The 19,496-nt window shown below is 69.5% G+C and carries 22 protein-coding genes and 1 pseudogene; 13 read left to right on the top strand and 10 right to left on the bottom strand.

Annotated features, from left to right (window positions below; genetic code table 11):
- Nucleotides 1-45: 45 nt before the first annotated feature.
- The 8 genes from OHS81_RS32975 to OHS81_RS32940 all read right to left on the bottom strand — a co-directional run bounded on the left by OHS81_RS32975 (nt 46) and on the right by OHS81_RS32940 (nt 5,573).
- Entirely contained in the window at nt 46-582 is a 537-nt protein-coding gene (locus tag OHS81_RS32975; RefSeq protein WP_328391594.1) for a hypothetical protein, read from the bottom strand.
- Between the two features lie 139 nt (nt 583-721).
- The gene (locus tag OHS81_RS32970; protein WP_328391592.1) at nt 722-1,390 is read right to left on the bottom strand and encodes a uracil-DNA glycosylase; all 669 of its coding nucleotides are present in this window, start codon (nt 1,388-1,390) and stop codon (nt 722-724) included.
- A 205-nt stretch (nt 1,391-1,595) separates the two neighbouring features.
- Nucleotides 1,596-2,366: an SDR family oxidoreductase gene (locus tag OHS81_RS32965; protein ID WP_328389340.1), complete on the bottom strand. Its 771-nt coding sequence runs from the start codon at nt 2,364-2,366 to the stop codon at nt 1,596-1,598.
- A 29-nt stretch (nt 2,367-2,395) separates the two neighbouring features.
- The gene (gene fabG / locus OHS81_RS32960; RefSeq protein WP_088796372.1) at nt 2,396-3,157 is read right to left on the bottom strand and encodes a 3-oxoacyl-ACP reductase FabG; all 762 of its coding nucleotides are present in this window, start codon (nt 3,155-3,157) and stop codon (nt 2,396-2,398) included.
- A 288-nt stretch (nt 3,158-3,445) separates the two neighbouring features.
- On the bottom strand, nt 3,446-3,877 hold the full coding sequence (locus tag OHS81_RS32955) for a DUF3037 domain-containing protein (RefSeq protein ID WP_328389335.1): 432 nt from the start codon (nt 3,875-3,877) through the stop codon (nt 3,446-3,448).
- Nucleotides 3,838-4,662, bottom strand: a complete 825-nt coding sequence (locus OHS81_RS32950) for a HipA family kinase (protein WP_328389333.1) — start codon at nt 4,660-4,662, stop codon at nt 3,838-3,840. Before OHS81_RS32950 ends, OHS81_RS32955 begins: the two co-directional genes overlap by 40 nt.
- Nucleotides 4,663-5,071: 409 nt before the next feature.
- Nucleotides 5,072-5,398 (bottom strand): hypothetical protein, encoded by a 327-nt coding sequence (locus tag OHS81_RS32945; RefSeq protein ID WP_328389331.1) that lies wholly within the window; start codon nt 5,396-5,398, stop codon nt 5,072-5,074.
- Nucleotides 5,373-5,573 (bottom strand): hypothetical protein, encoded by a 201-nt coding sequence (locus OHS81_RS32940; RefSeq protein WP_328389329.1) that lies wholly within the window; start codon nt 5,571-5,573, stop codon nt 5,373-5,375. The genes OHS81_RS32945 and OHS81_RS32940 overlap by 26 nt, the downstream gene beginning before the upstream one ends.
- A gap of 532 nt (nt 5,574-6,105) precedes the next feature.
- Here OHS81_RS32940 and OHS81_RS32935 point away from each other — a divergent pair.
- From OHS81_RS32935 to OHS81_RS32900, 8 genes and pseudogenes are all read left to right on the top strand, one after another.
- A pseudogene (locus OHS81_RS32935) lies at nt 6,106-6,399 on the top strand (urease subunit gamma); the annotation flags it as partial.
- A gap of 150 nt (nt 6,400-6,549) precedes the next feature.
- Entirely contained in the window at nt 6,550-6,915 is a 366-nt protein-coding gene (locus OHS81_RS32930; RefSeq protein WP_328391591.1) for an urease subunit beta, read from the top strand.
- A gap of 68 nt (nt 6,916-6,983) precedes the next feature.
- Nucleotides 6,984-8,966: an urease subunit alpha gene (locus OHS81_RS32925; protein WP_328391589.1), complete on the top strand. Its 1,983-nt coding sequence runs from the start codon at nt 6,984-6,986 to the stop codon at nt 8,964-8,966.
- Between the two features lie 113 nt (nt 8,967-9,079).
- The gene (locus tag OHS81_RS32920) at nt 9,080-9,754 is read left to right on the top strand and encodes an urease accessory protein UreF (RefSeq protein WP_328389327.1); all 675 of its coding nucleotides are present in this window, start codon (nt 9,080-9,082) and stop codon (nt 9,752-9,754) included.
- Between the two features lie 26 nt (nt 9,755-9,780).
- Complete coding sequence (gene ureG / locus OHS81_RS32915; RefSeq protein WP_328389325.1) at nt 9,781-10,476, top strand: urease accessory protein UreG; 696 nt, start codon at nt 9,781-9,783, stop codon at nt 10,474-10,476.
- Nucleotides 10,473-11,327, top strand: coding sequence for an urease accessory protein UreD (locus OHS81_RS32910; protein WP_328389323.1), 855 nt, complete (start codon nt 10,473-10,475; stop codon nt 11,325-11,327). Before ureG ends, OHS81_RS32910 begins: the two co-directional genes overlap by 4 nt.
- A 264-nt stretch (nt 11,328-11,591) precedes the next feature.
- Nucleotides 11,592-11,939 (top strand): VOC family protein, encoded by a 348-nt coding sequence (locus OHS81_RS32905; RefSeq protein ID WP_328389321.1) that lies wholly within the window; start codon nt 11,592-11,594, stop codon nt 11,937-11,939.
- A 44-nt stretch (nt 11,940-11,983) separates the two neighbouring features.
- Entirely contained in the window at nt 11,984-12,169 is a 186-nt protein-coding gene (locus OHS81_RS32900; RefSeq protein ID WP_328389319.1) for a hypothetical protein, read from the top strand.
- Between the two features lie 111 nt (nt 12,170-12,280).
- On the opposite strand, the gene OHS81_RS32895 is transcribed toward OHS81_RS32900, so the two are convergent.
- The gene (locus tag OHS81_RS32895) at nt 12,281-12,985 is read right to left on the bottom strand and encodes a DUF4232 domain-containing protein (RefSeq protein ID WP_328389317.1); all 705 of its coding nucleotides are present in this window, start codon (nt 12,983-12,985) and stop codon (nt 12,281-12,283) included.
- Nucleotides 12,986-13,318: 333 nt separating this feature from the next.
- Here OHS81_RS32895 and OHS81_RS32890 point away from each other — a divergent pair, with 333 nt between their 5' ends.
- The 3 genes from OHS81_RS32890 to OHS81_RS32880 are packed head-to-tail and all read left to right on the top strand — an operon-like array spanning nt 13,319 to nt 16,979.
- Nucleotides 13,319-13,771: a hypothetical protein gene (locus tag OHS81_RS32890; RefSeq protein WP_328389315.1), complete on the top strand. Its 453-nt coding sequence runs from the start codon at nt 13,319-13,321 to the stop codon at nt 13,769-13,771.
- Nucleotides 13,768-15,879, top strand: a complete 2,112-nt coding sequence (locus OHS81_RS32885; protein ID WP_328389313.1) for an NACHT domain-containing protein — start codon at nt 13,768-13,770, stop codon at nt 15,877-15,879. The genes OHS81_RS32890 and OHS81_RS32885 overlap by 4 nt, the downstream gene beginning before the upstream one ends.
- On the top strand, nt 15,876-16,979 hold the full coding sequence (locus OHS81_RS32880; RefSeq protein WP_328389311.1) for a DUF6801 domain-containing protein: 1,104 nt from the start codon (nt 15,876-15,878) through the stop codon (nt 16,977-16,979). Before OHS81_RS32885 ends, OHS81_RS32880 begins: the two co-directional genes overlap by 4 nt.
- A gap of 138 nt (nt 16,980-17,117) precedes the next feature.
- Here OHS81_RS32880 and OHS81_RS32875 read toward each other — a convergent pair whose 3' ends face one another.
- Entirely contained in the window at nt 17,118-17,981 is an 864-nt protein-coding gene (locus OHS81_RS32875) for an SDR family oxidoreductase (protein ID WP_328389309.1), read from the bottom strand.
- A gap of 98 nt (nt 17,982-18,079) precedes the next feature.
- On the opposite strand from OHS81_RS32875, the gene OHS81_RS32870 reads away from it, so the two are divergent.
- Nucleotides 18,080-18,826, top strand: a complete 747-nt coding sequence (locus OHS81_RS32870; RefSeq protein WP_328389307.1) for a TetR/AcrR family transcriptional regulator — start codon at nt 18,080-18,082, stop codon at nt 18,824-18,826.
- A gap of 263 nt (nt 18,827-19,089) precedes the next feature.
- Nucleotides 19,090-19,311 (top strand): DUF7489 domain-containing protein, encoded by a 222-nt coding sequence (locus tag OHS81_RS32865; protein ID WP_328389305.1) that lies wholly within the window; start codon nt 19,090-19,092, stop codon nt 19,309-19,311.
- Nucleotides 19,312-19,496: the final 185 nt, after the last annotated feature.

Raw genomic sequence — 19,496 nt, 5'->3', positions numbered from 1 at the left:
TGCGACGGTGAGCGCGCCCGCTTACGGGGGGCGTGGCCCGCGGTTCTACGGGGTGTGGCGGGCGGTGCCGTCGAGCCGCAGCTGCAGCCGGTCGATGGCGTCCCGCAAGCCCTGGCGGTATTCGCCGTCGGCGAGGGCGTTGACCGAGGCCCGGGCGCGCCGCAGCTGCGCCCGCGCATCGGCAGGCCGGTCCAGGGCGGCGTAGTCGGCCGCGATATTGAGATGCAACGAGGGGAAGAACGCCCGGAGGGCGACGAGGGGGTGGCGGGGGCCGGGGCCGTCGGCCACCTTCGGCGCTTCCGGCACGTCGGTGTTCCCGGGCCGTTCGGTGACAAAGCCCTCGGCCGCCTCCAGGGCCCTGAGGTCCCAGTCGAGTTCGTCCCTGGGGTCGTCCTGGGTGTCGGCCATGTAGTGGGCGAGAGTGCAGCGGTGGAAGGCGTCTCCCTGCGGCCCGATCTCGTGCCACAGCGCCGAGAGGCGGTTGCGTGCCTCTTCCCGGTCGCCCGCGCGATGCAACATGATCGCCTGGCCGATCCGGGTCAGCACCCCGTCCTCGGGCGTCGCCTCCCGCCGCTTGTCCACCACCGCGCACTCCGTATCCGCTCACCACGGTCATTGCCGTTTCCCCGACGCTAACCGCCGGAGGGGACCTGCGCGCGGTGTGCGCGACGCACCGGGTGGTGGACTCCCCCGTCATGGCCGGCCGGACGGGCCGGACGGCTCAGCCCAGGTCAGGGATCCGCCAGTCGATCGGGCTATGCCCCTGGGCGGCGACCGCCGCATCGATCTGGGTGAAGGGGCGGGAGCCGAAGAACTTCTTCGCCGACAGCGGGGAGGGGTGCGCACCCTGCACCACCGCATGCCGCTCCTCGTCGATCAGCGGCAGCTTCTTCTTGGCGTAATTCCCCCAGAGCACGAAGACCGCCGGGTCGGGCCGGGAGGCCACGGCACGGATGACCGCGTCGGTGACCTTCTCCCATCCCTTGCCCTTGTGAGAATTGGGCTCGGCCTCGCGGACCGTGAGGACGGCGTTCAGCAGCAGCACTCCCTGCCGGGCCCAGGGCATCAGATATCCGTTGTCCGGAACCGGGTGGCCCAGCTCCTCCTTCATCTCCTTGTAGATGTTCCGCAGCGACGGCGGTGTCTTCACACCGGGCTGCACGGAGAAACACAGACCGTGACCCTGGCCCGCGCCGTGATAGGGGTCCTGGCCCAGGATGAGCACCTTCACCTGGTCGTAAGGCGTCGCCTCCAGCGCCGCGAAGACCTGCTCGCGGGGCGGGTAGACCGGACCGGCGGCCCGCTCCTGCTCGACGAAGTCGGTGAGCTCCTTGAAATAGGGCTTCTCCAACTCCTCGCCGAGGACCCCGCGCCAGGATTCGGGCAGCATGTCGGTCACCACGTCAACAACCTCCGGTGTGCATTGCGTTCTCACTCCCAGAACCTACCGGCGACCACTGACAACGCCGTCCGCGGGCCGATGGCTCCGGTCCGCCGGAACGCACATGGTGCCGGCCCCGACGGGGACCGGCACCACGGCCGCTGTCTTTCCTGGAGCGCACACCACGGCGGGCCTCCGGGCCCGCCCGGTGCCGTCAGACGCCGACGTTCAGGAACAGCCCGCCGTCCACGACCAGGGTCTGGCCGGTGATCCAGCCCGCGGCATCGGACAGCAGGAAGGCCGCGGCCCCGCCGATGTCCTCCGGGACGCCGAGCCGCCCCATCGGGTAGCCGGCCGCCGCCTCCTCCTCACGGTTCTCGTACAGCGCCGCCGCGAACTTGGTCTTGACCACCGCGGGCGCGATCGCGTTGACCCGCACCCCGGGCGCGAACTCGTGGCCGAGCTGCAGCGTCAGGTTCACCATGGCGGCCTTGCTGATCCCGTACGCACCGACGAAGGGCGAGGCGTTGAGGCCGGCGATCGAGGCGATGTTGACGATCGCACCGCCGTTGTCCTTCTGCCAGGCGTGCCAGGTGCGCTGCGCGAAGCCCAGTGCCGAGACGACATTGGTCTCGAACACCTTGCGCGCGACGCCCAGGTCGAGGTCGGCGATGGGGCCGAACACCGGGTTCGTACCGGCGTTGTTGACGAGGTAGTCGACGCGGCCGAAGGTCTCCATCGCGCGCTCGACGGTGACGGCCTGGTGGGCCTCGTCATGCGCCTTGCCGGCGACACCGATCACCCGGTCCGCGCCCAGCTTCTCGGCGGCCTCCTTGAGGGAGTCCTCGTTGCGGCCGGTGATGACGACCCGGTCGCCGCGGGCCACCAGTGCCTCGGCGATGCCGTAGCCGATGCCGCGGCTGCCGCCGGTGATCAGCGCCACCTTGCCGGTGAGCTCGGGGAGCCCGCTGTCCTGCTCGGTCATGTTCTGTACTCCTGGAGTCGGTGGGGCGGTCAGTTGAGCGGGCCGCCGGCGACGTACATGACCTGGCCGGACACAAAGCCGGCCGCCTCACCGGTGAAGAAGGCGATGGCATTGGCGATGTCCTCGGGGCGGCCGACGCGCTGCACCGGGATCTGGGTGGCGGCCGCGGCCTGGAACTCCTCGAAGCCCATGCCGACGCGCTCGGCGGTGGCGGCGGTCATGTCGGTGACGATGAAACCGGGGGCGACGGCATTGGCGGTGACGCCGAACTTGCCGAGTTCGATGGCGAGAGTCTTGGTGAAGCCCTGCAGACCGGCCTTGGCCGCCGAGTAGTTGACCTGGCCGCGGTTGCCGAGCGCCGAACTGGAGGAGAGGTTCACGATCCGCCCGAACTTGGCGTCCACCATGTGCTTCTGGCAGGCGCGGGACATCAGGAAGGCACCCCGCAGGTGCACGTTCATGACCGTGTCCCAGTCGGTCTCGCTCATCTTGAACAGCAGGTTGTCCCGGAGCACACCGGCGTTGTTGACGAGGACCGTCGGCGCACCGAGCTCGGACGCGACGCGTGCGACCGCCGCGTCGACCTGCTCGGCGTCGGAGACGTCACAGCCGACCGCGATGGCTTTGCCCCCGGCCTTGGTGATCGTCTCGACGGTGTCCTTGCACGCCGCCTCGTCGAGGTCGAGTACGGCGACCGCGCGGCCCTCGGCGGCCAGACGGACGGCGGTGGCCGCGCCGATACCGCGGGCCGCGCCCGTCACGATGGCAACGCGCTGCTCGGTGGTGGACATGCGGGTTCTCCTCACCCTTGAAACCTCGACAAGCGGTCCGCCGCACCGATCCCGTGGGTGAGCAACCGCTTAGTACCCTGAGCAGGGCTGACGCTAGAAGCCCGGCAACCCGCTGTCAACGCCCCACCACCGCGCCGTTGCACACCTCACCTGCAAGGCAGGCCGGAGCCTGGCGCGATCACGTCACACGACCACGTCACACGACAGGGCGCCCGGTTCCGCCCCGGAGACGGAACCGGGCGCCCTGAGCGGCGGACCCGCAAGACCTCAGCGCACATCAGCGCACCGTCAGCGCACCAACAACTCCATCAGCCGCTCGGCCTCGACAGCGGGATCGGCGGTCAGGCCGGTGTGCACCGGGCCCGGCTGGACGATGGTGCTGCGCGGCGCCATCAGCCAGCGGAAACGGCGTCCCGCGTCCTCCCCCGCCGCCTGTCCGGCCCGCTCGCCGCCCTGGCAGATGCCCTCGACGGCACCGAGCGCGGCCCGCACCCCGGCCACGTCGGTCGTGGGATCCAGAGCCAGCAGCCGGGCCTCGTCCAGATGGGTCCTGGCCTCGACGAAGCGCCGGGCGTGGCAGTACACGACCACGCCGGCATTGATCATCTCGCCGCGCTCGACCCGGGGCACCACCTTCAGCAGCGCGTACTCGAAGACATCGCGCCCGTTGTGCAGACCGGTCACTTCACTGCCCTCCGTGCCAGCCGCGCGGCCAGCCATTCCGGCGCCTGCGAGGGCTTGTCCTCGGTGGGCTCCCCGAGGGTGATCCGCTCGCTGATCGTCCCGGCGCGGGCCAGCAGCGTGCTCACGTACGCCTGGCGCAGCGCGTCCGGGGAATCGAAGCCGGGCTCGTCGGCCAGCCATTCGTCCGGCACGTCGGCCGCGATTCCGGTCAGCAGCTCCTCGGTGATCAGCGGACCGAACTCCTCGGCCGCCGCCGCGATATCCGGCCCGAAGGTGGCCAGCACGTGGTCACAAGCGTTGTACGGCCGGGCCGAAGCCTTCTGCGCACTCGGCCAGTTGTGGTGCCAGATCATCGCCGCGCCATGGTCGATCAGCCACAGTTCGCCGTGCCAGACCAGCAGATTGGGATTGCGCCAGGACCGGTCGACGTTGTTGATCAGCGCATCGAACCACACCACACGGCCCGCCTCACGAGCACTCACCTCGAAGGCGAGCGGATCGAAGCCCAGCGCCCCGGGGAGGTAGTCCATCCCCAGATTGAGCCCACCACTGGCCTTCAGCAGCTCCTGGACCTCCTGGTCCGGCTCCCCCAGCCCGATGACGGGATCGAGCTGCATCCGCACCAGATCCGGCACCCGCAGCCCGAGCCGCCGGCCCAGCTCTCCGCAGATCACCTCGGCAACGAGCGTCTTCCGCCCCTGCCCGGCACCGGTGAACTTCATGACGTAGGTACCGAGGTCGTCGGCCTCGACGATCCCCGGAAGCGATCCGCCTTCACGCAGGGGTGTGACATAGCGAGTCGCCGCCACTTCTGTAAGCACTTTCTCAGGCCATCCGTCTCTTCAGCCTTGCAATCCATGGTCGACTTCGGGCCGGTGCAACAGCGGAAATCGCCCGTCAACGGCCCTGGGGAGAATCTGGGGAGTTTCGCATGGCGTGCGGTTCTCCCTGCTTCCCGAGCAGTCCGTCGATAGCAGTGCGCCCCTTGCTTCCGGCCTCCGGCATGAAGTGAGCATAGTAACCAAGGGTGATCGCGGACGAGGAGTGCCCGAGCCACCGCGCCAAGATCACGACGGACTCTCCGGCCTCCGGCATGACCGAGGCATAGGTGTCCCCCAGCACGTGGAACCCGTCCTTCGGGACCGCCGCCCACTTCCAGGGTCTCGCCCCCTTGGCACGCGGCGGGATGACGCCGGCCTCCGCCAACGCCGGTTTCCAGGTGTAGGTGTTTCACGTGTTCACCGCGACGGCGTTGCCGAATCGAGTGGTGAGCAGCAGGGAGAACTTCCTCCCCTGCCCCTCCAGCTTCCCCCACGGAAGCTCCCCCGCCGCCGAGCTCACACAGCGATGGCGCACCCTCCACCAGAGGACGCTCAGCCGCGGCCGGATCGGTGACTTCGCCCGCGCCGCCCGCCTGGCCTGCATGACGACGACAGACGTCTTCGCCAGCAGCGACAGGTTGTTGTCCAGCAGATAGAGCGCGCCCACCGCGTCGTCCTGCTGCTGCGTCGGGAAAATGCCGGAGTTGCTCTCACCCGCGACGATCGACTTCCTCACTGCGGGCCAACTCCTCCGCACTGCTGAAGGCCAGCGGCACCGCATACGTCTCGCCTGCCGCACGCGCCGACTCGTCGCTGCTGGCGCTGAGCGCCCGCAACTCGTATCCGTCGAGCCCGGCCAGTGCCGGCGCATGAGCGGTGGCCGCCCACCCGCCGCTCGCACTCAGACCCACAACACCGACACGAATCGGTCCCTGACCGGGGGAAACGGACGTCATATGCACACCCCACGCGTTCGCGGCCCGATCCCCCGCCAACGATCAACAGCCATGTAAGGCACGGCCTACGCACACCGAAGGCGCCCCTGTGCGCGGATCGCGATGGCCGTGGCTCATAGCCGATGGCGACCTGATCCAGGGAGCGGTTCACCCCGAGACGAACGGACGTTCGCGCAGTGGCACGGTTGCTCCACGCTCTCCCCTCCGGCGCTGGCGACGGCTGCCTGAAGTCTCGTCTCGACCTGCTGGCTCGACCGGCTTGGCGGCATGCGTCGCGGTTTCAGCCACCAACCCCTGCTGTACGGCGGAGAGACTACGCGCCCTCCGACTCGATTTCACCGGATCGTGTACACGATCCGTGACCTGGCCTTCTCGATGATTTCTCCCGCTGATGATCGAGGCGCGACTGACGCCGTTCGAGGACGTCTTCCGTGTCCCTCGGCATGCCCGGCCGCACGCACTGTCCGCTCAAGAGAAACGGCTCATCGTGCATTTGACTCCGCATGAGCAGGAGCGCCTGCTGATCCATGTGGCGGCCGACGTAGCGCAGCGGCGCCGTGACAGTGGGCTGCTCCTCAACTACCCCGAGGTGATGGCCCTGCTGACGGTGCACGTCTTTGAGCAGGCGCGCGCCGGCAAGACAGTCAGCGACATCATGGACTCGGGCCGGCAGTTGTTCAGTCGGAGCGAGGTGATGGACGGCGTTCCGGAGATGATCAAGAACATTCAGGTGGAGGCCACCTTCCCGGACGGCACCAAGCTGGTCACCCTCCACGATCCCTTCCCGGAGGCGACAGCGGAACCGGAGGTCTACCCGGGCAAAGTCGAGCACCCGCGGCCGCCCCGCAAGCCGGACTGCCCGGTCGACTGCGACGGCGGCAGTGACAACAACTCGTCCCCGTGCCGCGACAAGTGCCGGGAGGCGGAGGCGGTGTCTTGGTACAAGGCGATTGCGTTCAACGCCGACCTGCAGGAGGACGCCACCACGCTGCCGGGTGAGGGCAGGACGAGGGTCAGGGTGAAGAACGTGTCGGACCGCCCTGTCCAGGTCGGTTCCCACTATCACTTCGCCGAGGTCAACCCGGGGCTGAAGGTCCTCAAGGTGGAGGTGCCTGCCGGTCCGGAGCTGGGATCGCCCCAGGAGCTCAAGGACTGCGAGGCGGCATGGATGCGGCGGCTGAACATCGCCGCAGGTACGTCCGTGCGCTTCGAACCGGGCGACGAGTGCTGCGTCGAGTTGGTGGAGATCCAGGGAGATCGACAGGTCAAGGGACTGCGCAAGGAGACGCACCAGTGAGCAACAACCAAGCCGCCCCGCCGAACAGCAGGTCGGCGAGCCCACCGGAGAACTCGGCGGCGAGCAACGTGCTGAAGCGGGCCGATTACACCACTCTGTACGGGCCCACCGCCGAGGACCGCGTCCGCCTGGCCGACACCGCTCTGACCGTCGAGATCGAGGCCGACTGGAGCGGCGGTCCGAAGCACAGCGGCAACGAGATGATCTTCGGCGGCGGAAAGGTGATTCGCGAGTCGATGGGCATGTCCCACATCCCCAGAGACGGGGATGCCGAAGGCCGCAAGCCCGTGGACACGGTCATCACAGGTGCGCTGATCCTCGACTGGTGGGGGGTGGTCAAGGCCGACGTCGGTATCCGCGACGGTGAGATCGTCGCCATCGGCAAGGCGTACAACCCCGAGACGATGGACCCGATCCCGGACGACGCGTTCGAGATGCCGGACCGTACGTCCCCGAGCGACCTGCCGGTGCAGCCGACGCTGCCGGTGCAGCCGACGAACTTCGTGGTCGGTCCGAGCACCGAGGTCATCTCCGGCAACGGGCGGATCCTCACCGCGGGCGGCGTGGACACCCACGTCCATTTCATCTGCCCCGAGCAGATCCACGAGGCCCTCGCCTCGGGCGTGACCACGCTCATCGGCGGCGGCACCGGCCCCGCCGAGGGCAGCACGGCCACCACGGTGACCCCAGGCGAGTGGCACATCACCCGGGCCTTCGAGAGCCTGGACGCCTACCCCGTCAACATCGGCCTGCTCGGCAAGGGCAGCACGGTGAACACGGATGCCCTCAACGAACAGGTCGACGCCGGCGTCATCGGCTTCAAGGTCCACGAGGACTGGGGAGCCACGCCCGCCGTGATCGACGCGACGCTGGACGTGTGCGAGAGTCGAAAAGCCCAACTGGCCCTGCACGCTGACTCGCTGAACGAATCCGGTTTCCTGGACAGCACCCGCAACGCCTTCACCAGCACCAAGGACGGCAAGAAGCGCTCGGTCCATATCTTCCACGTCGAGGGCGCCGGCGGTGGCCACGCCCCGGACATGATCGAGCTGGTCAAAGAGGACAACGTGCTGCCTGCCTCGACCAACCCGACCCGCCCCTTGACGGTGAACACCGTCAAGGAACACATCGACATGATGGTGGTCTGCCACCACCTCAACCCCGACATTCCGGCGGACATGGCCTTCGCCGACTCCCGCATCCGGCCGTCCACCATGGCCGCGGAGGACCTCCTCCACGACATGGGCGCCATCTCGATGATGTCCTCCGACGCCCAGGCGATGGGACGCATCGGCGAGATGATCATGCGCACCTGGCAGACCGCGCACGTCATGAAGTCCCGCTACGGCCCGCTGAAGGAGGACCTCGAGAGCGCGAAGGTCCGCCCGATCGCCGACGACAACGACCACTCGCACAACGCAGACAGGCTGATCCCGAACGACAACTACCGGGCACGCCGCTACGTCGCCAAGTACACGATCAACCCGGCGATCACGCACGGCATCGACGGTTACGTCGGTTCTGTGGAGACCGGGAAGCTCGCCGACCTGGTGCTCTGGGAACCGAAGTTCTTCGGCGTCAAGATGCACATGGTCCTCAAGGGCGGGCAGCTCGCGTACGCGCAGGTGGGCGACGCCAACGCATCGATCACGACACCGCAGCCTTTCCTGCCGCGGGCGGTCTGGGGCTCCACCGGGGGCTCGCCGCAGAGCAACTCGTACAACTTCGTGGCACCGGGCGTGGCCGACAAGTTGAACTCGCGAGACGTCTCTGTCCAGGACAGCAGCGGGAAGGTCACCGAGATGAAGGTCGGTGGGCTCGGTCTCGTCAAGGAGTTCGTGGAGATCTCGTCGAGTATCCGGGGCATCACCAAGGCCGACATGAAGCTGAACGACACGGTGCCGGAGAGTCTCAAGGTCGACCACAACAGCTTCGAGGTCACCATCGGCGGTGCGAAGACAGGGGACGCCCGTACGGAACTCAACGGAGCGACTGTACCGCGCGCCTACGTCAGTGAAGTCCCCATGGCGCAAAGGTACTTCCTCTTCTGATCGGCCCTTGCCCGGCCGACGACGTCGTCACCGCGGCCGTGGTTCGGGCAGGCACCCGTGCCTGCCCGAACCACGGCCCACCATCCGCACCTGCGAAAGGCAGCCGCTCGCCCATGAGCCGTGCCGCACTGCTCCTGCTGGCCGACGGCCGTTTCCCCGCCGGCGGGTACGCCCACTCCGGCGGCGTCGAAGCCGCAGTGGCCCGCAAAGCCGTACACGACATCGACAGCCTCGAAGCCTTCTGTCGCGGGCGCCTGCACACCACCGGTCTGACCACGGCCGGCCTGGCTGCCGCGGCCGCCGCCGGATGCGATCCCCTGGCGCTGGACGACGCTGCCGACGCACGCACTCCCGTTCCCGCGCTGCGCGCCGTGGCCCGCAGGCTCGGCCGGCAGATGATGCGCGCGGCACGCGCCACCTTCCCGTCCGCCGAACTCGACCGCCTGGCCGCCGAGCGACCCCAGGGTGCCCATCAGCCCCTCGTCCAGGGCCTCGCTGCCCGGGCCGCCGGGCTCACCCCGAAGGACGCCGCCTGTGCCGCAGCGTACGAGACCGTCGGCGGCCCAGCCACCGCAGCGGTGCGCCTGCTCAGCCTCGACCCGCTCGACGCCTCGCGGCTGCTGGCACGCCTCAGCGCGGAGACCAACGCCGTCGCCGCGGCCGCCGCCGACGCGGCGGCCCGCGTGGCAACCGAGGGCCCGGACGCCCTGCCGTCCGCGTCCTCTCCCCTGCTGGACATCACAGCAGAGCAGCACGCCGCCTGGACCGTACGGCTCTTCGCCTCCTGAACCCACCCTTCCCTTCCGGAGCTTCCATGCACCTCGATCACCCCGTGACCATGCCCCACCGCCATACCTACAGCGCCGAGCCACGGCGCGCGGACGGCAGCCGCCGAGCCTTCCGCGTCGGCCTGGGTGGTCCCGTCGGTTCCGGCAAGACCGCCAGTGTCGCCGCGCTCTGCCGCACCCTGCGCGACACACTCTCCCTCGCCGTCGTCACCAACGACATCTACACCCGCGAGGACGCCGAGTTCCTGCTGCGCGAGGCCGTGCTGCCGCCCGAGCGGATCGCCGCGGTGGAGACCGGAGCCTGCCCGCACACCGCGATCCGCGACGACATCTCCGCCAACCTGGAGGCCGTCGAGCACTTCGACGAGACCCTCCGACCCCTCGACCTCGTGCTCATCGAGTCCGGCGGCGACAACCTCACCGCCACCTTCTCCAAGGGCCTCGTCGACGTGCAGATCTTCGTCATCGACGTCTCCAGCGGCGACGACATCCCCCGCAAGGGAGGCCCCGGCATCACCACCGCCGACCTCCTCGTCGTCAACAAGACCGACCTCGCTTCGCACGTCGGTGCCGACCTCGCCACCATGGCGGCCGATGCCCAACGGCAACGCGGCGACCTTCCCGTCATCTTCACCAGCCTCACCTCCGACGACGGCATCCGCGAGATCGCCGACTGGGTTACCGGGCACCTCACCCGGTGGCGCGCGAAGGCGGCGGCATGAGCCCCGGCGCCCAACTCTCCGAACCCAGTTCCCCGTTCGAACCCGCCGTCCCCGCCGCCGGCACCGAAGAAACCTGCGGACACCCGGACGGCGTGCATGCCACCGCCCGCATGCGCGCCACGTACAACGGACGCGTCACCACGCTCCCGCAACTGCGCAGCGACGGCCCGTTCCATCTACGACGCATGCGCACCAGCGGGAAGGCCGCCAGGGTGGGAATCATCGGTGCGATGAGCGCCCCGCTCGGCGGCGACCGACTCGCCCTCGACATCACCGCCGAAGACCGCGCCGAACTGGACGTCACCACGGCCGCCGCCACACTCGCCCTCCGCGGTCCCACCACCGCGCCGGCCACCTACGACGTACGGCTGACCGCCGGGGAGCACGCGTGCCTGCGCTGGCTGCCGCAGCCGCTGATCAGCGCCGCCGACAGCAACCTGCACCAGACCTACACCGTCAACCTCGCCGCGACCTCGCGGCTGCTGCTGCGCGAGGAGCAAATCCTGGGCAGAGCCAACGAGAAGCCGGGCCACCTCGTCAGCCGCATCCGGGTCCGCCACGCCGGCCGCCTGCTGCTCGACCAGCACACCGCCTACGGGGACCTGGAGCCCGGATGGGACGGCCCCGCGGTCCTGGACGGACACCGCGCCGTCGGCCAACTCCTCGTCGTGGACCCAGAGCTGGACTTCAGGCGTGCTCCCCTCCTGCTCCGCGAAGCGACCAAGGACGGCTGTGCGGTCCTCGCGCCGCTGGCCGGCGGCCCGGCAATGCTCGCCACCGCCGTCGCACCGACCTCCTCGGCCCTGCGAGAGCTACTCGACGAAGCACTCAAACACGCCCTCGGTGAGTAGTGCGGCTCAAGCCCAAGCGGGCGCGCACCGAGCTGTCCTCGCTGCTCTCCGCGGTCACCGGGACCGGGTTCCTGCCGCACGGCTCCACGGTGACGTCGGGCTCCTGGTCACGGTGGCTGCCGGCGAGATGGTGGTAATGGTGAGCGATCAGAACTCGCCCCCTGCCGTACCGGGGCCTGTTGCGAAAGTGCATGCGAAGGCGGGTATGTCTTGATACCTCTGGGGAGTTACAGGGAGCCAGCCGTTCTCAAGGGGAGTCTTTCGATGGCCGTTCTCCGTGTCGTGCCCAACGTCCAGTCAGTGGCTGTGCAGGAGAGCCGGGATTTCTATGGCCTGCTCGGATTCGAGGAGGCCATGAACCACGGCTGGATCATGACGCTCGCTTCCCCGTCCAGTCCTGCCGCACAGGTCAGCTTCATGGCCGGCGACAAGACCGCGCCCGTCACCCCTGACATGAGCGTCGAGGTGGACGACGTGGATGCGGCCTACGCGGTCATGCAGGAGCGCGGCGCGGAGATCGTGCACCCCTTGCAGGACGAGGAGTGGGGTGTGCGGCGGTTCTTCGTCCGCGACCCTAACGGTCGGGTGGTCAATGTACTGGGCCACTGCTGACGCCACTCCGGGGCGGTGCTGGTCACAGCCAGTCGTGGAGAACGGTGACCAGCACGGTCGCCGTGATCAGTCGAACAGGGTGGCCCTGTTCACGCAGCCTCTCGTGCTCGCACCACCGTGGCCGTCCGGCACAGCCCGCCGACGTGGCCGACCTGGTGGCGTCGGTGATCGCCAGCACCTATCTCACCGGCGAGGTCATCGTGATGGACGGCGGGCTGAACCTGACCTGAAGGCCCTAACCGGCGTTACGCCTACCTGTTCCCCAACGGTTGTTCCAGTCCCCTGCGAACACAGTGCGGCCCCGACTCCGGTGTCCGGATCGGGGCCGTGCTGTTAAGGCGTCAGTTGTCCGTGCCGTCGCCGGGGACGGCGTCGGTGGGTGTGGTGTGCCAGTTGGTGACGATGGGCTTGTCTACGGTGACGGAGCCGGTGGAGACGCTCGCCGGGTTCGGGTCGGAGGTGCCAATGGCCGCGATGAGGAACGTGAACTCGACGCCGTCATTGTTGTTGGTGGTCTTGGGGTTGACCCCGGCGTAGGCGGTCTTGGAGCCGCTGAGCGTGACCGCCGGGCCGACCGCCTGCTCGGCGGGTTGCGCCTCGATGCCCTTGGATCCGAAGGAGACCGAGGGCAGCCCGCTGGGGATCGTGCAGGTGATGCCGGGCTTGGCGCGGGCGGACAACAGGATGTAGCCGCCCGCCTGGGTCTCGGAGCGCGCCGAGAACTTCAGATCGCCGGCCCCGCATGCCTGCCCGTAGCCCTTCTTGTCACCGGACGGGCCGGGCTTGGAGCCCGACGAGGACGAACCGTCCTTCGCCGACGTGCCCCCGTTCGAGGACGCACCGGCCTCCTTGCCGCTGCCGGAGCCCTCCTGGGGCGCACCGCTCGACGATTCCGCGGTGGCCTTGGCGGACGCCGCGGAACCGCCGGCCGAGGCCGACCCGCTACCGCCATCCTTGTCGCAGGCGGTGACAGTCGCCGCGAGCGCTACACCGGCAGCCGCGGTGAGCGCGACACGTCGTATGCGGGCGGTGTAGGTGCGGTTCACAGAAACTCCTCGTTGCATTCAGGGAGAGAGGGACCAGGCTGAAGCCCCGTCAGCCCCTCGTCGGTGTCCCTATTCTCACTCACGCCACTGCCGACCCTACGCGCGGGTAACACCCGAATAGGCGGGCCGGTCCGAGGGGTTGGCTCCAACAGGGGCGCGTGGGCCGACTGGACTTCCGAAAGTGATCGCACGGCAGGTGAATTCGATCCCGAACACCCAAAAAGAGATCGAGTCTGGCATGTTTTCGAACGTACGCGGCCGAACCGCTTGAAGGGGGTGCCCGCATGGGTAGCATCGAGGACCGAACTCGCTTGTGCGGCAAGAGGATTACCCGTGCTGGACACCACTGCCCTGCTCGACCAGATCGCGCCGGCCGCCGAAGCCGCGGCCGCCGCCTACGGCATGAGCGTGCTGACCAGAACCCAGGACGAGGCCGCCCATGCGACCGTACAGCTGGGGCAGCGCCTCATCCGCAGGCTCCTGAATCATGACGTCGACACGGCCCCTGACTCCGACCCCGTGCGCACCGCGGTCGTACGCCTCGCGGAGGCGGGCGCGGGCGCGGACCCGGACATGCTCACCCTGCGCCGCGTGGAGTTGAGGCTCGCGCTGCGCACGGCGCTCACGGACATGCCGGACCTCGCCGAGGAACTCTCGGCCCTCCTCCCGGCGCCTCCGCCTCCTCCCGCCGTCCACGCCGAGGGCGAGCGCTCCGTTGCCGTGGGCGGGGACAATTCGGGGCACATCTCCACCGGCGACGGCGCGGGGGGCGCCCTCCGCCGGTGAGTGACCGGCCCGGGGCACGAGCGGACGGCACCCGCTCCGTCGCCGTGGGAAGGGACAACCACGCGCCCATTATCACCGGCACCGCAACGATCGTCTCCGGGTCGGGCCGCCACATGGCCACGCTGACCGAGAACCTCCATACCCTCAGACAAAGGGTCCTCGCCGACCTGGGACAGGACCAGGTTCAGCAGCAGCTGCGGAGCGGGCATCCACTGCCCGTGCACTGCCGAGCGGCACCCGAGAAGTTGACCGGCCGGAGGAACGGCGCCCGGGAGACCTCGGCGGCACTGGCGGACGCTTCCCCACTGGACCTGGCAGGTCCGCTGAAGAACATCGCGGCTGTCTACCGGGAGGAAGGGCGCAGCCAACTGCTGGTGCTGGGCCGGGCCGGCTCGGGGAAGACCATCCTGGTCCGGCGCTTCGCGCAGGCCCGGTTGGAGGACGCCGGCTGGACCGACGAGGGGCCAGTGCCGGTGATCTTCAGTCCGGGATCATGGGACCCCACCGCCACGCCCCTGCGGGACTGGCTGATCGACCGCCTGGAGCGGGACCACCCCTTCCTGGCCAGGCGGCTCCCCCATAGACAGACATGGGCCACTCAACTGATCGTCATGGGCCACGTGCTGGCGGTCCTGGACGGGTTCGACGAGATGGCGGAGGATCTTTACCAACCCGCGCTGCGGCACCTCGGGGCCTTCCATCTGCCGCTGCTGCTGACGAGCCGCCACGAAGCGCTCAGCGGCGTCAAGCCAGGCGAAGAGCTCTTTCCGGGGATCGAACTGACGGACCTCACCGTCGACGACTGCTCCGCCCGCCTCGACGCCTCGGCCGGATGGGCGCCCGTCCTGGACCGGTTGAGCAGCCACTGTGGTGAACCGGCCGCCGCCCGGCTCACCACCGTACTGACCACTCCCCTGATGCTCACCATGGCCGAGGCCTTCCACGCGTCCGGCGGCGATCCTGAATGCTTGCTGAAACTCGCAGAGTCCAGCTCCCAGGACGCGCTGGAGAAGCACCTCCTGGACGCCTTCGTCCCGAGGACGTACGACCCCCTCCTCAACCTGTCCGTCCCGAAACGCCGACGCTGGAGCGCCGAGCGCGCAGGCCACTGGCTCGGCTATCTCGCCACGCACCTGACGAAACAGAAGACGGACGCACAGAAGCCGGACGCACACGTCATCGGCGCACAGGACATCGAGTGGTGGCAGCTGGGCACGACCATGAGCCTGCCCGCGCGCATGGTCGTCTCCGGGATCCTGTGCGGGCTCGTGCCGGGTACTGCGGTGGCACTCGTCCTTGCCCTCATGAGCAACCCCCCGGCGGCGCTCCTGACCATGTTCCTGAACATGCTGGGAATCGGGCTGACCTTCGGGCTCATGCACGGATTCGCGTCGAAACTCAAGGTCGGCGGCGCGTTCAAGCCGTCCCGCATGCAGATCCGGATCCGCGGCGAGGCGAGAGGGGTGAGGGCGAGGAGAGTGCGGGAGAGCCTCCTCCCCAGAGTCGGCGGCGGGCTGGCCGGCGGACTGATCTTCGGGATCGTCCTGGGTGGCGGATTCGCGGTCTACACGATGCTCCTGTCCTACCCCTGGCCCGTGGCCGCCCTGCTCTTCGGGAACTGGCTCGTGGCCGGGCCCCTGATCGGACTGTCGGTCGGGATCACCGCCGCGCTGGTGGCCTGGCTCGAGACGGACGCCAAGCCGGAGGAATCGGTCAGCGCGACGGACCTCTTGCGCACGAACCGCACCATCGTGCTCGTCCAGGTGGCCGTGGTGGGGCTGGTCCTCGGCCTCGGATTCGGAACCGCTGTCACGCATTTCAACGGCTTCGCCCTCGGCCTCCCGTCCGGGATCGGGGCGGGACTCGCGGCCGCGGTCGGGGTCGGCACGCTGACCGCGTGGGGCCGGTGGCTGGTCCTGGTCCGCCTCTGGCTGCCCCTGTCAGGACGCCTCCCCTGGAGGGTGAACGCCTTCCTGGACGACGCCCGCACTCGAGGCGTACTGCGCCAGGCCGGCGCGGTCTACCAGTTCCGCCACGCACGGCTGCGGGACCGCCTCGCCGAGGCCCACCGGCAACACGAACAGCCGGCGGAAGGCGGGAGCCGATGAGCGCCGGGTGCGGCACCGCCCGCGGCGGCACGCGGACGTACGGCACCGGAGCGGCAGCCCTGGGAGTCGCCGGAGCGATGACGGCCGCGCTGGGCATCGTGGCGACATGGGGCACCCCGCCCGCCGCCGCGCAACCGGTGTCGATCAAGCTGAGCTACACCTGCGCATTCACGGGGATCGGCACCGCGCCGGTGACGATGAGGATCAGCACGGACCTCCCCAGTTCGATCGAAGCCGGCGACTCCAGCCCGAGAGCCGCCGTGAACGGCGTGGCGACGGTGGACGCGAGCTTCACCGGGCTGGCTCCGCTCGTCGGCGCGAGGACCCTGGAAGGCTCCGTGGACGGGACCGCCGCCGTGTCCGCGCCGCGGGTCGACAGACGCCTGTCCGTGCCCATGAGGATCCCCCGGACCCCCATCCCGGCCTTCGGTGCGTTCGATATGTCCGCCAAGGGCACCGCGCCCGCCGTCACCTTCACCCGGCCGGGCAACGCGAAGGTCACCGTCGGCGACCTCGGCCTGCACCTCACCCCGAGGGACGCGCACGGCAATCTGACGCAGGTGGGCACGATGAACGCGGCCTGCACGGTAGCCCCCGGACAGAACACGGTCCTGCACTCGCTCGTCGTCACGAAGGCGGTGAAGCCGACAGAGACGGTGACGAGGCCGGGGCCGGGGACAGGGGCAGGGACGGGGACGGGGACGGGGACAGGAGCAGGGACGGGGACGGGGACAGGAAGGGGAACGGGAACGGGGTCCGGGACGGGGCCCGACGGGAGCGGTTCCGGAACCTCCGGCGGGTCGGCCACGGGCACGCGGCCGGGAGCGGGGACCGGCCGTTCGACGTCGCATACGACCGCCACACCGGACCCGTCACCCAGCACGACCGGATCCGTGCCACCCCGCTCCCCGTCCCCTTCACCGGGAGCACCGACAGTCGACACACCGCGGAGCGACCCGACGAGCCCGCCGGACGGCAAGCACGGCGGCCCGGACCCCAAGCACCCGGTCGCACTGACGTTGGGCGTCCTCGTGACAGGCACGGCCGCAGCGCTGGTCGGCTTCGGCGCACGCCTGAGAAAACGCCGAGCGGACGACTGAGACGGAGCGGGGCCGCGGAACGGGACACGGGCCCGGGCGGGGCCAGCCGCCCATCAGCTCACTCCGCTCACGCGGAGAGCGCTGTCCGGCGGTCGGCATGGCCAGGTCCGGGCATCGGCATCCGGCGCCCGTCGTGGATCAGCCTTCGGACAGCTGCTCGCGCAGCACCGTGCCCAGGGTGATGGGCTCGCGGCCGAGCAGGGCGGCCAGTGTCGGGTCGACGGTGGCGAACTCGCCGGCACGGCTGGCGGCGAAGATGCCGAGCAACTGGTCCGCCACCTCTGTGGGGACGCCTTGGCCCACCATCTGCTCCCGGAACTGATCGTCGGGGTCGGTGGTCCGCGTGACGGTGCGCCCCCTGAGCTCGGTGGCGAGGGCGGCGATGTCGTCGAAGGTGAGCGCCTGTCCCCCCGTGAGCGGCGGCGTGGGGCCGTCGAAGCGGCCTTCGTCGGCCAGGATGGCGGCGGTTGCGTCGGCGAGGTCGGCGTGCGCGGTCCAGGCGACCGGCCCGTCCGCGGGGAGCGCGAACCGGCCGGACTCCGCCGCGTTGCCGAGGAAGTGCACCGCGCTGGTGGCGTAGAAGCCGTTGCGCAGTGAGGTGAACGGCACACCGCAGGCGCGCAGTGCCTCCTCTGTGGCGGCATGGTCGCGGCAGGCCTGGAAGTGCGACGTGGCGCTTGCCCCCATCTGACTGGTGTAGAGGATGCGACGGGCGCCCGCCGTGACGGCCGCCTCGATCGCGGTGCGGTGCTGTCTGACGCATTCCTCGCCCATTTTGTCGACGGAGACGATGAGCACCTGCGAGGCACCCTCGAAGGCGTGCGCAAGGCCGGTGGCGTCGGTGAAGCTGCCCGGTCGTACCCGTACCCCTCGGTCGGCGAACATCTGCGCCTTCTGCGGGTCGCGGACGCTGACGCCGACTCGGTCCGCCGGCACGCGCGTAAGCAGCCTTTCGACGATCTGACGCCCCAGCTGTCCGGTGGCTCCGGTCACGATGATCATGATGCGCTCCAGTGTTGCGACGACGTGATTCCAATGGAAACGCCTCGAAGATATCACCGATAATAACGATGGAACCATCGATGCGGTATCATCGATTCATGCCACCACGTTCACGCGGCCGGGACGACGCCACCGCCGTCAAGCCCGATACCGCCTCCCCGAGCCGGGAGCAGACCCGGCAGCGGGTCATCGATGCGGCTATCGACCTGCTGACGCGCGCGGGGCGCGACGCGGTCACCACCCGCGCGGTCGCTGATGCGGCGGGCCTGCAGCCGCCGGCCATCTACCGGCTGTTCGGCGACAAGGACGGGCTGCTCGACGCGGTGGCCGAGCACGGCTTCGCCGCGTTTCTCGCCACCAAGCACGTCGACCCCGACCCCCGGGACCCCATTGAGGACCTGAGGGCCGGCTGGGACGTCGCGGTCGAGTTCGGTCTGGCCCATCCCGCGCTGTTCACGCTGATGTACGCCGGACCCACCAGGACCACCTCGGCCGCCTTCAAGGCCGGCATGGAGATCCTGATGGGCCGCATCCGGCGCCTCGCCGCCGGCGGCCGGCTTCGCGTCGATGAGGAACTCGCGGCCCAGATCATCCACGCCACGGCGCGCGGCGCAGTGCTCACCTGGCTGTCCCTGCCCCAGGACCGGCGCAACCCGGCCCTGTTGGCCACTCTTCGGGAGTGCATGGTCACCACCGTCACCAACCAGGAGCCGGCCGTGAAGGACCCGGGTCCGGCCGGCGCCGCCCGCGCCCTGCGCGCCGCACTGCCCGAACAGACGGACCTCAGCAGCGCCGAGCAACATCTGCTGGCGGAGTGGCTGAACCGTCTTGCCGCCGACGGTTGATTGCCGGCCGACGGCTCGCGCATTCTCGCCCTGGTGAGGCGGCCGCCGAGTCCGGCGTCAGCCCGCACGTCCGGGGAACCGGTGTGGCGCCGCCCTGAGTACGGAGCCTGCCGTCGACCTTCTGGACGCTCTGGACAGGGCATCCAGGCCGCGCACCGCTCCCGGCAGTGAACCGCTGCGGTGGCCTGGCAGGACATATGTCATCCCCAGGACATGACTCAAGGACCTACAGGGCCGACGGCCGATCCTCGTAAGCTGACAGCATGTTCAAATCTCATGAAATCGGACGAGACGACCACTGGGAAGGCATCGTCACCAACAAGTCCCGGGGAATGCTTGACGGCTCGAACATGTACCACTTCGTCGAAGTCCGCCTTGCCGATGGCGCCTCCGTAAAGGTCCGGATCAGCCGCCGACTCTGGAAGTCGATCGAGGTCAACGATCGGATCGTCAAGCGGCCGGGCGCCGACCCTGCCAGGGAGTAGCCCTTCGGGAGCCTGGAGGTGGGACGCCGCTACTGCCGGTCGGGGGTCGCCGCAGGCCCTGGCCGGCTGAGCGCCGCCCGCGTGCGATCGCTACTCGGCCCAGCGCTCCTTCCTCGCCCGCCGCAGGGCCACCCGACCCAGCGAAGAGTATCGGGCCCCCACCGAGGAGGAAGGGGCCGCGTTCC

The organism is Streptomyces sp. NBC_00400, assembly GCF_036048035.1.
In the GTDB taxonomy this organism is placed as follows: domain Bacteria; phylum Actinomycetota; class Actinomycetes; order Streptomycetales; family Streptomycetaceae; genus Streptomyces.
The sequence above is the reverse complement of the archived record's forward strand: the minus strand, read 5'-3'. Positions and strand labels throughout refer to the sequence as shown.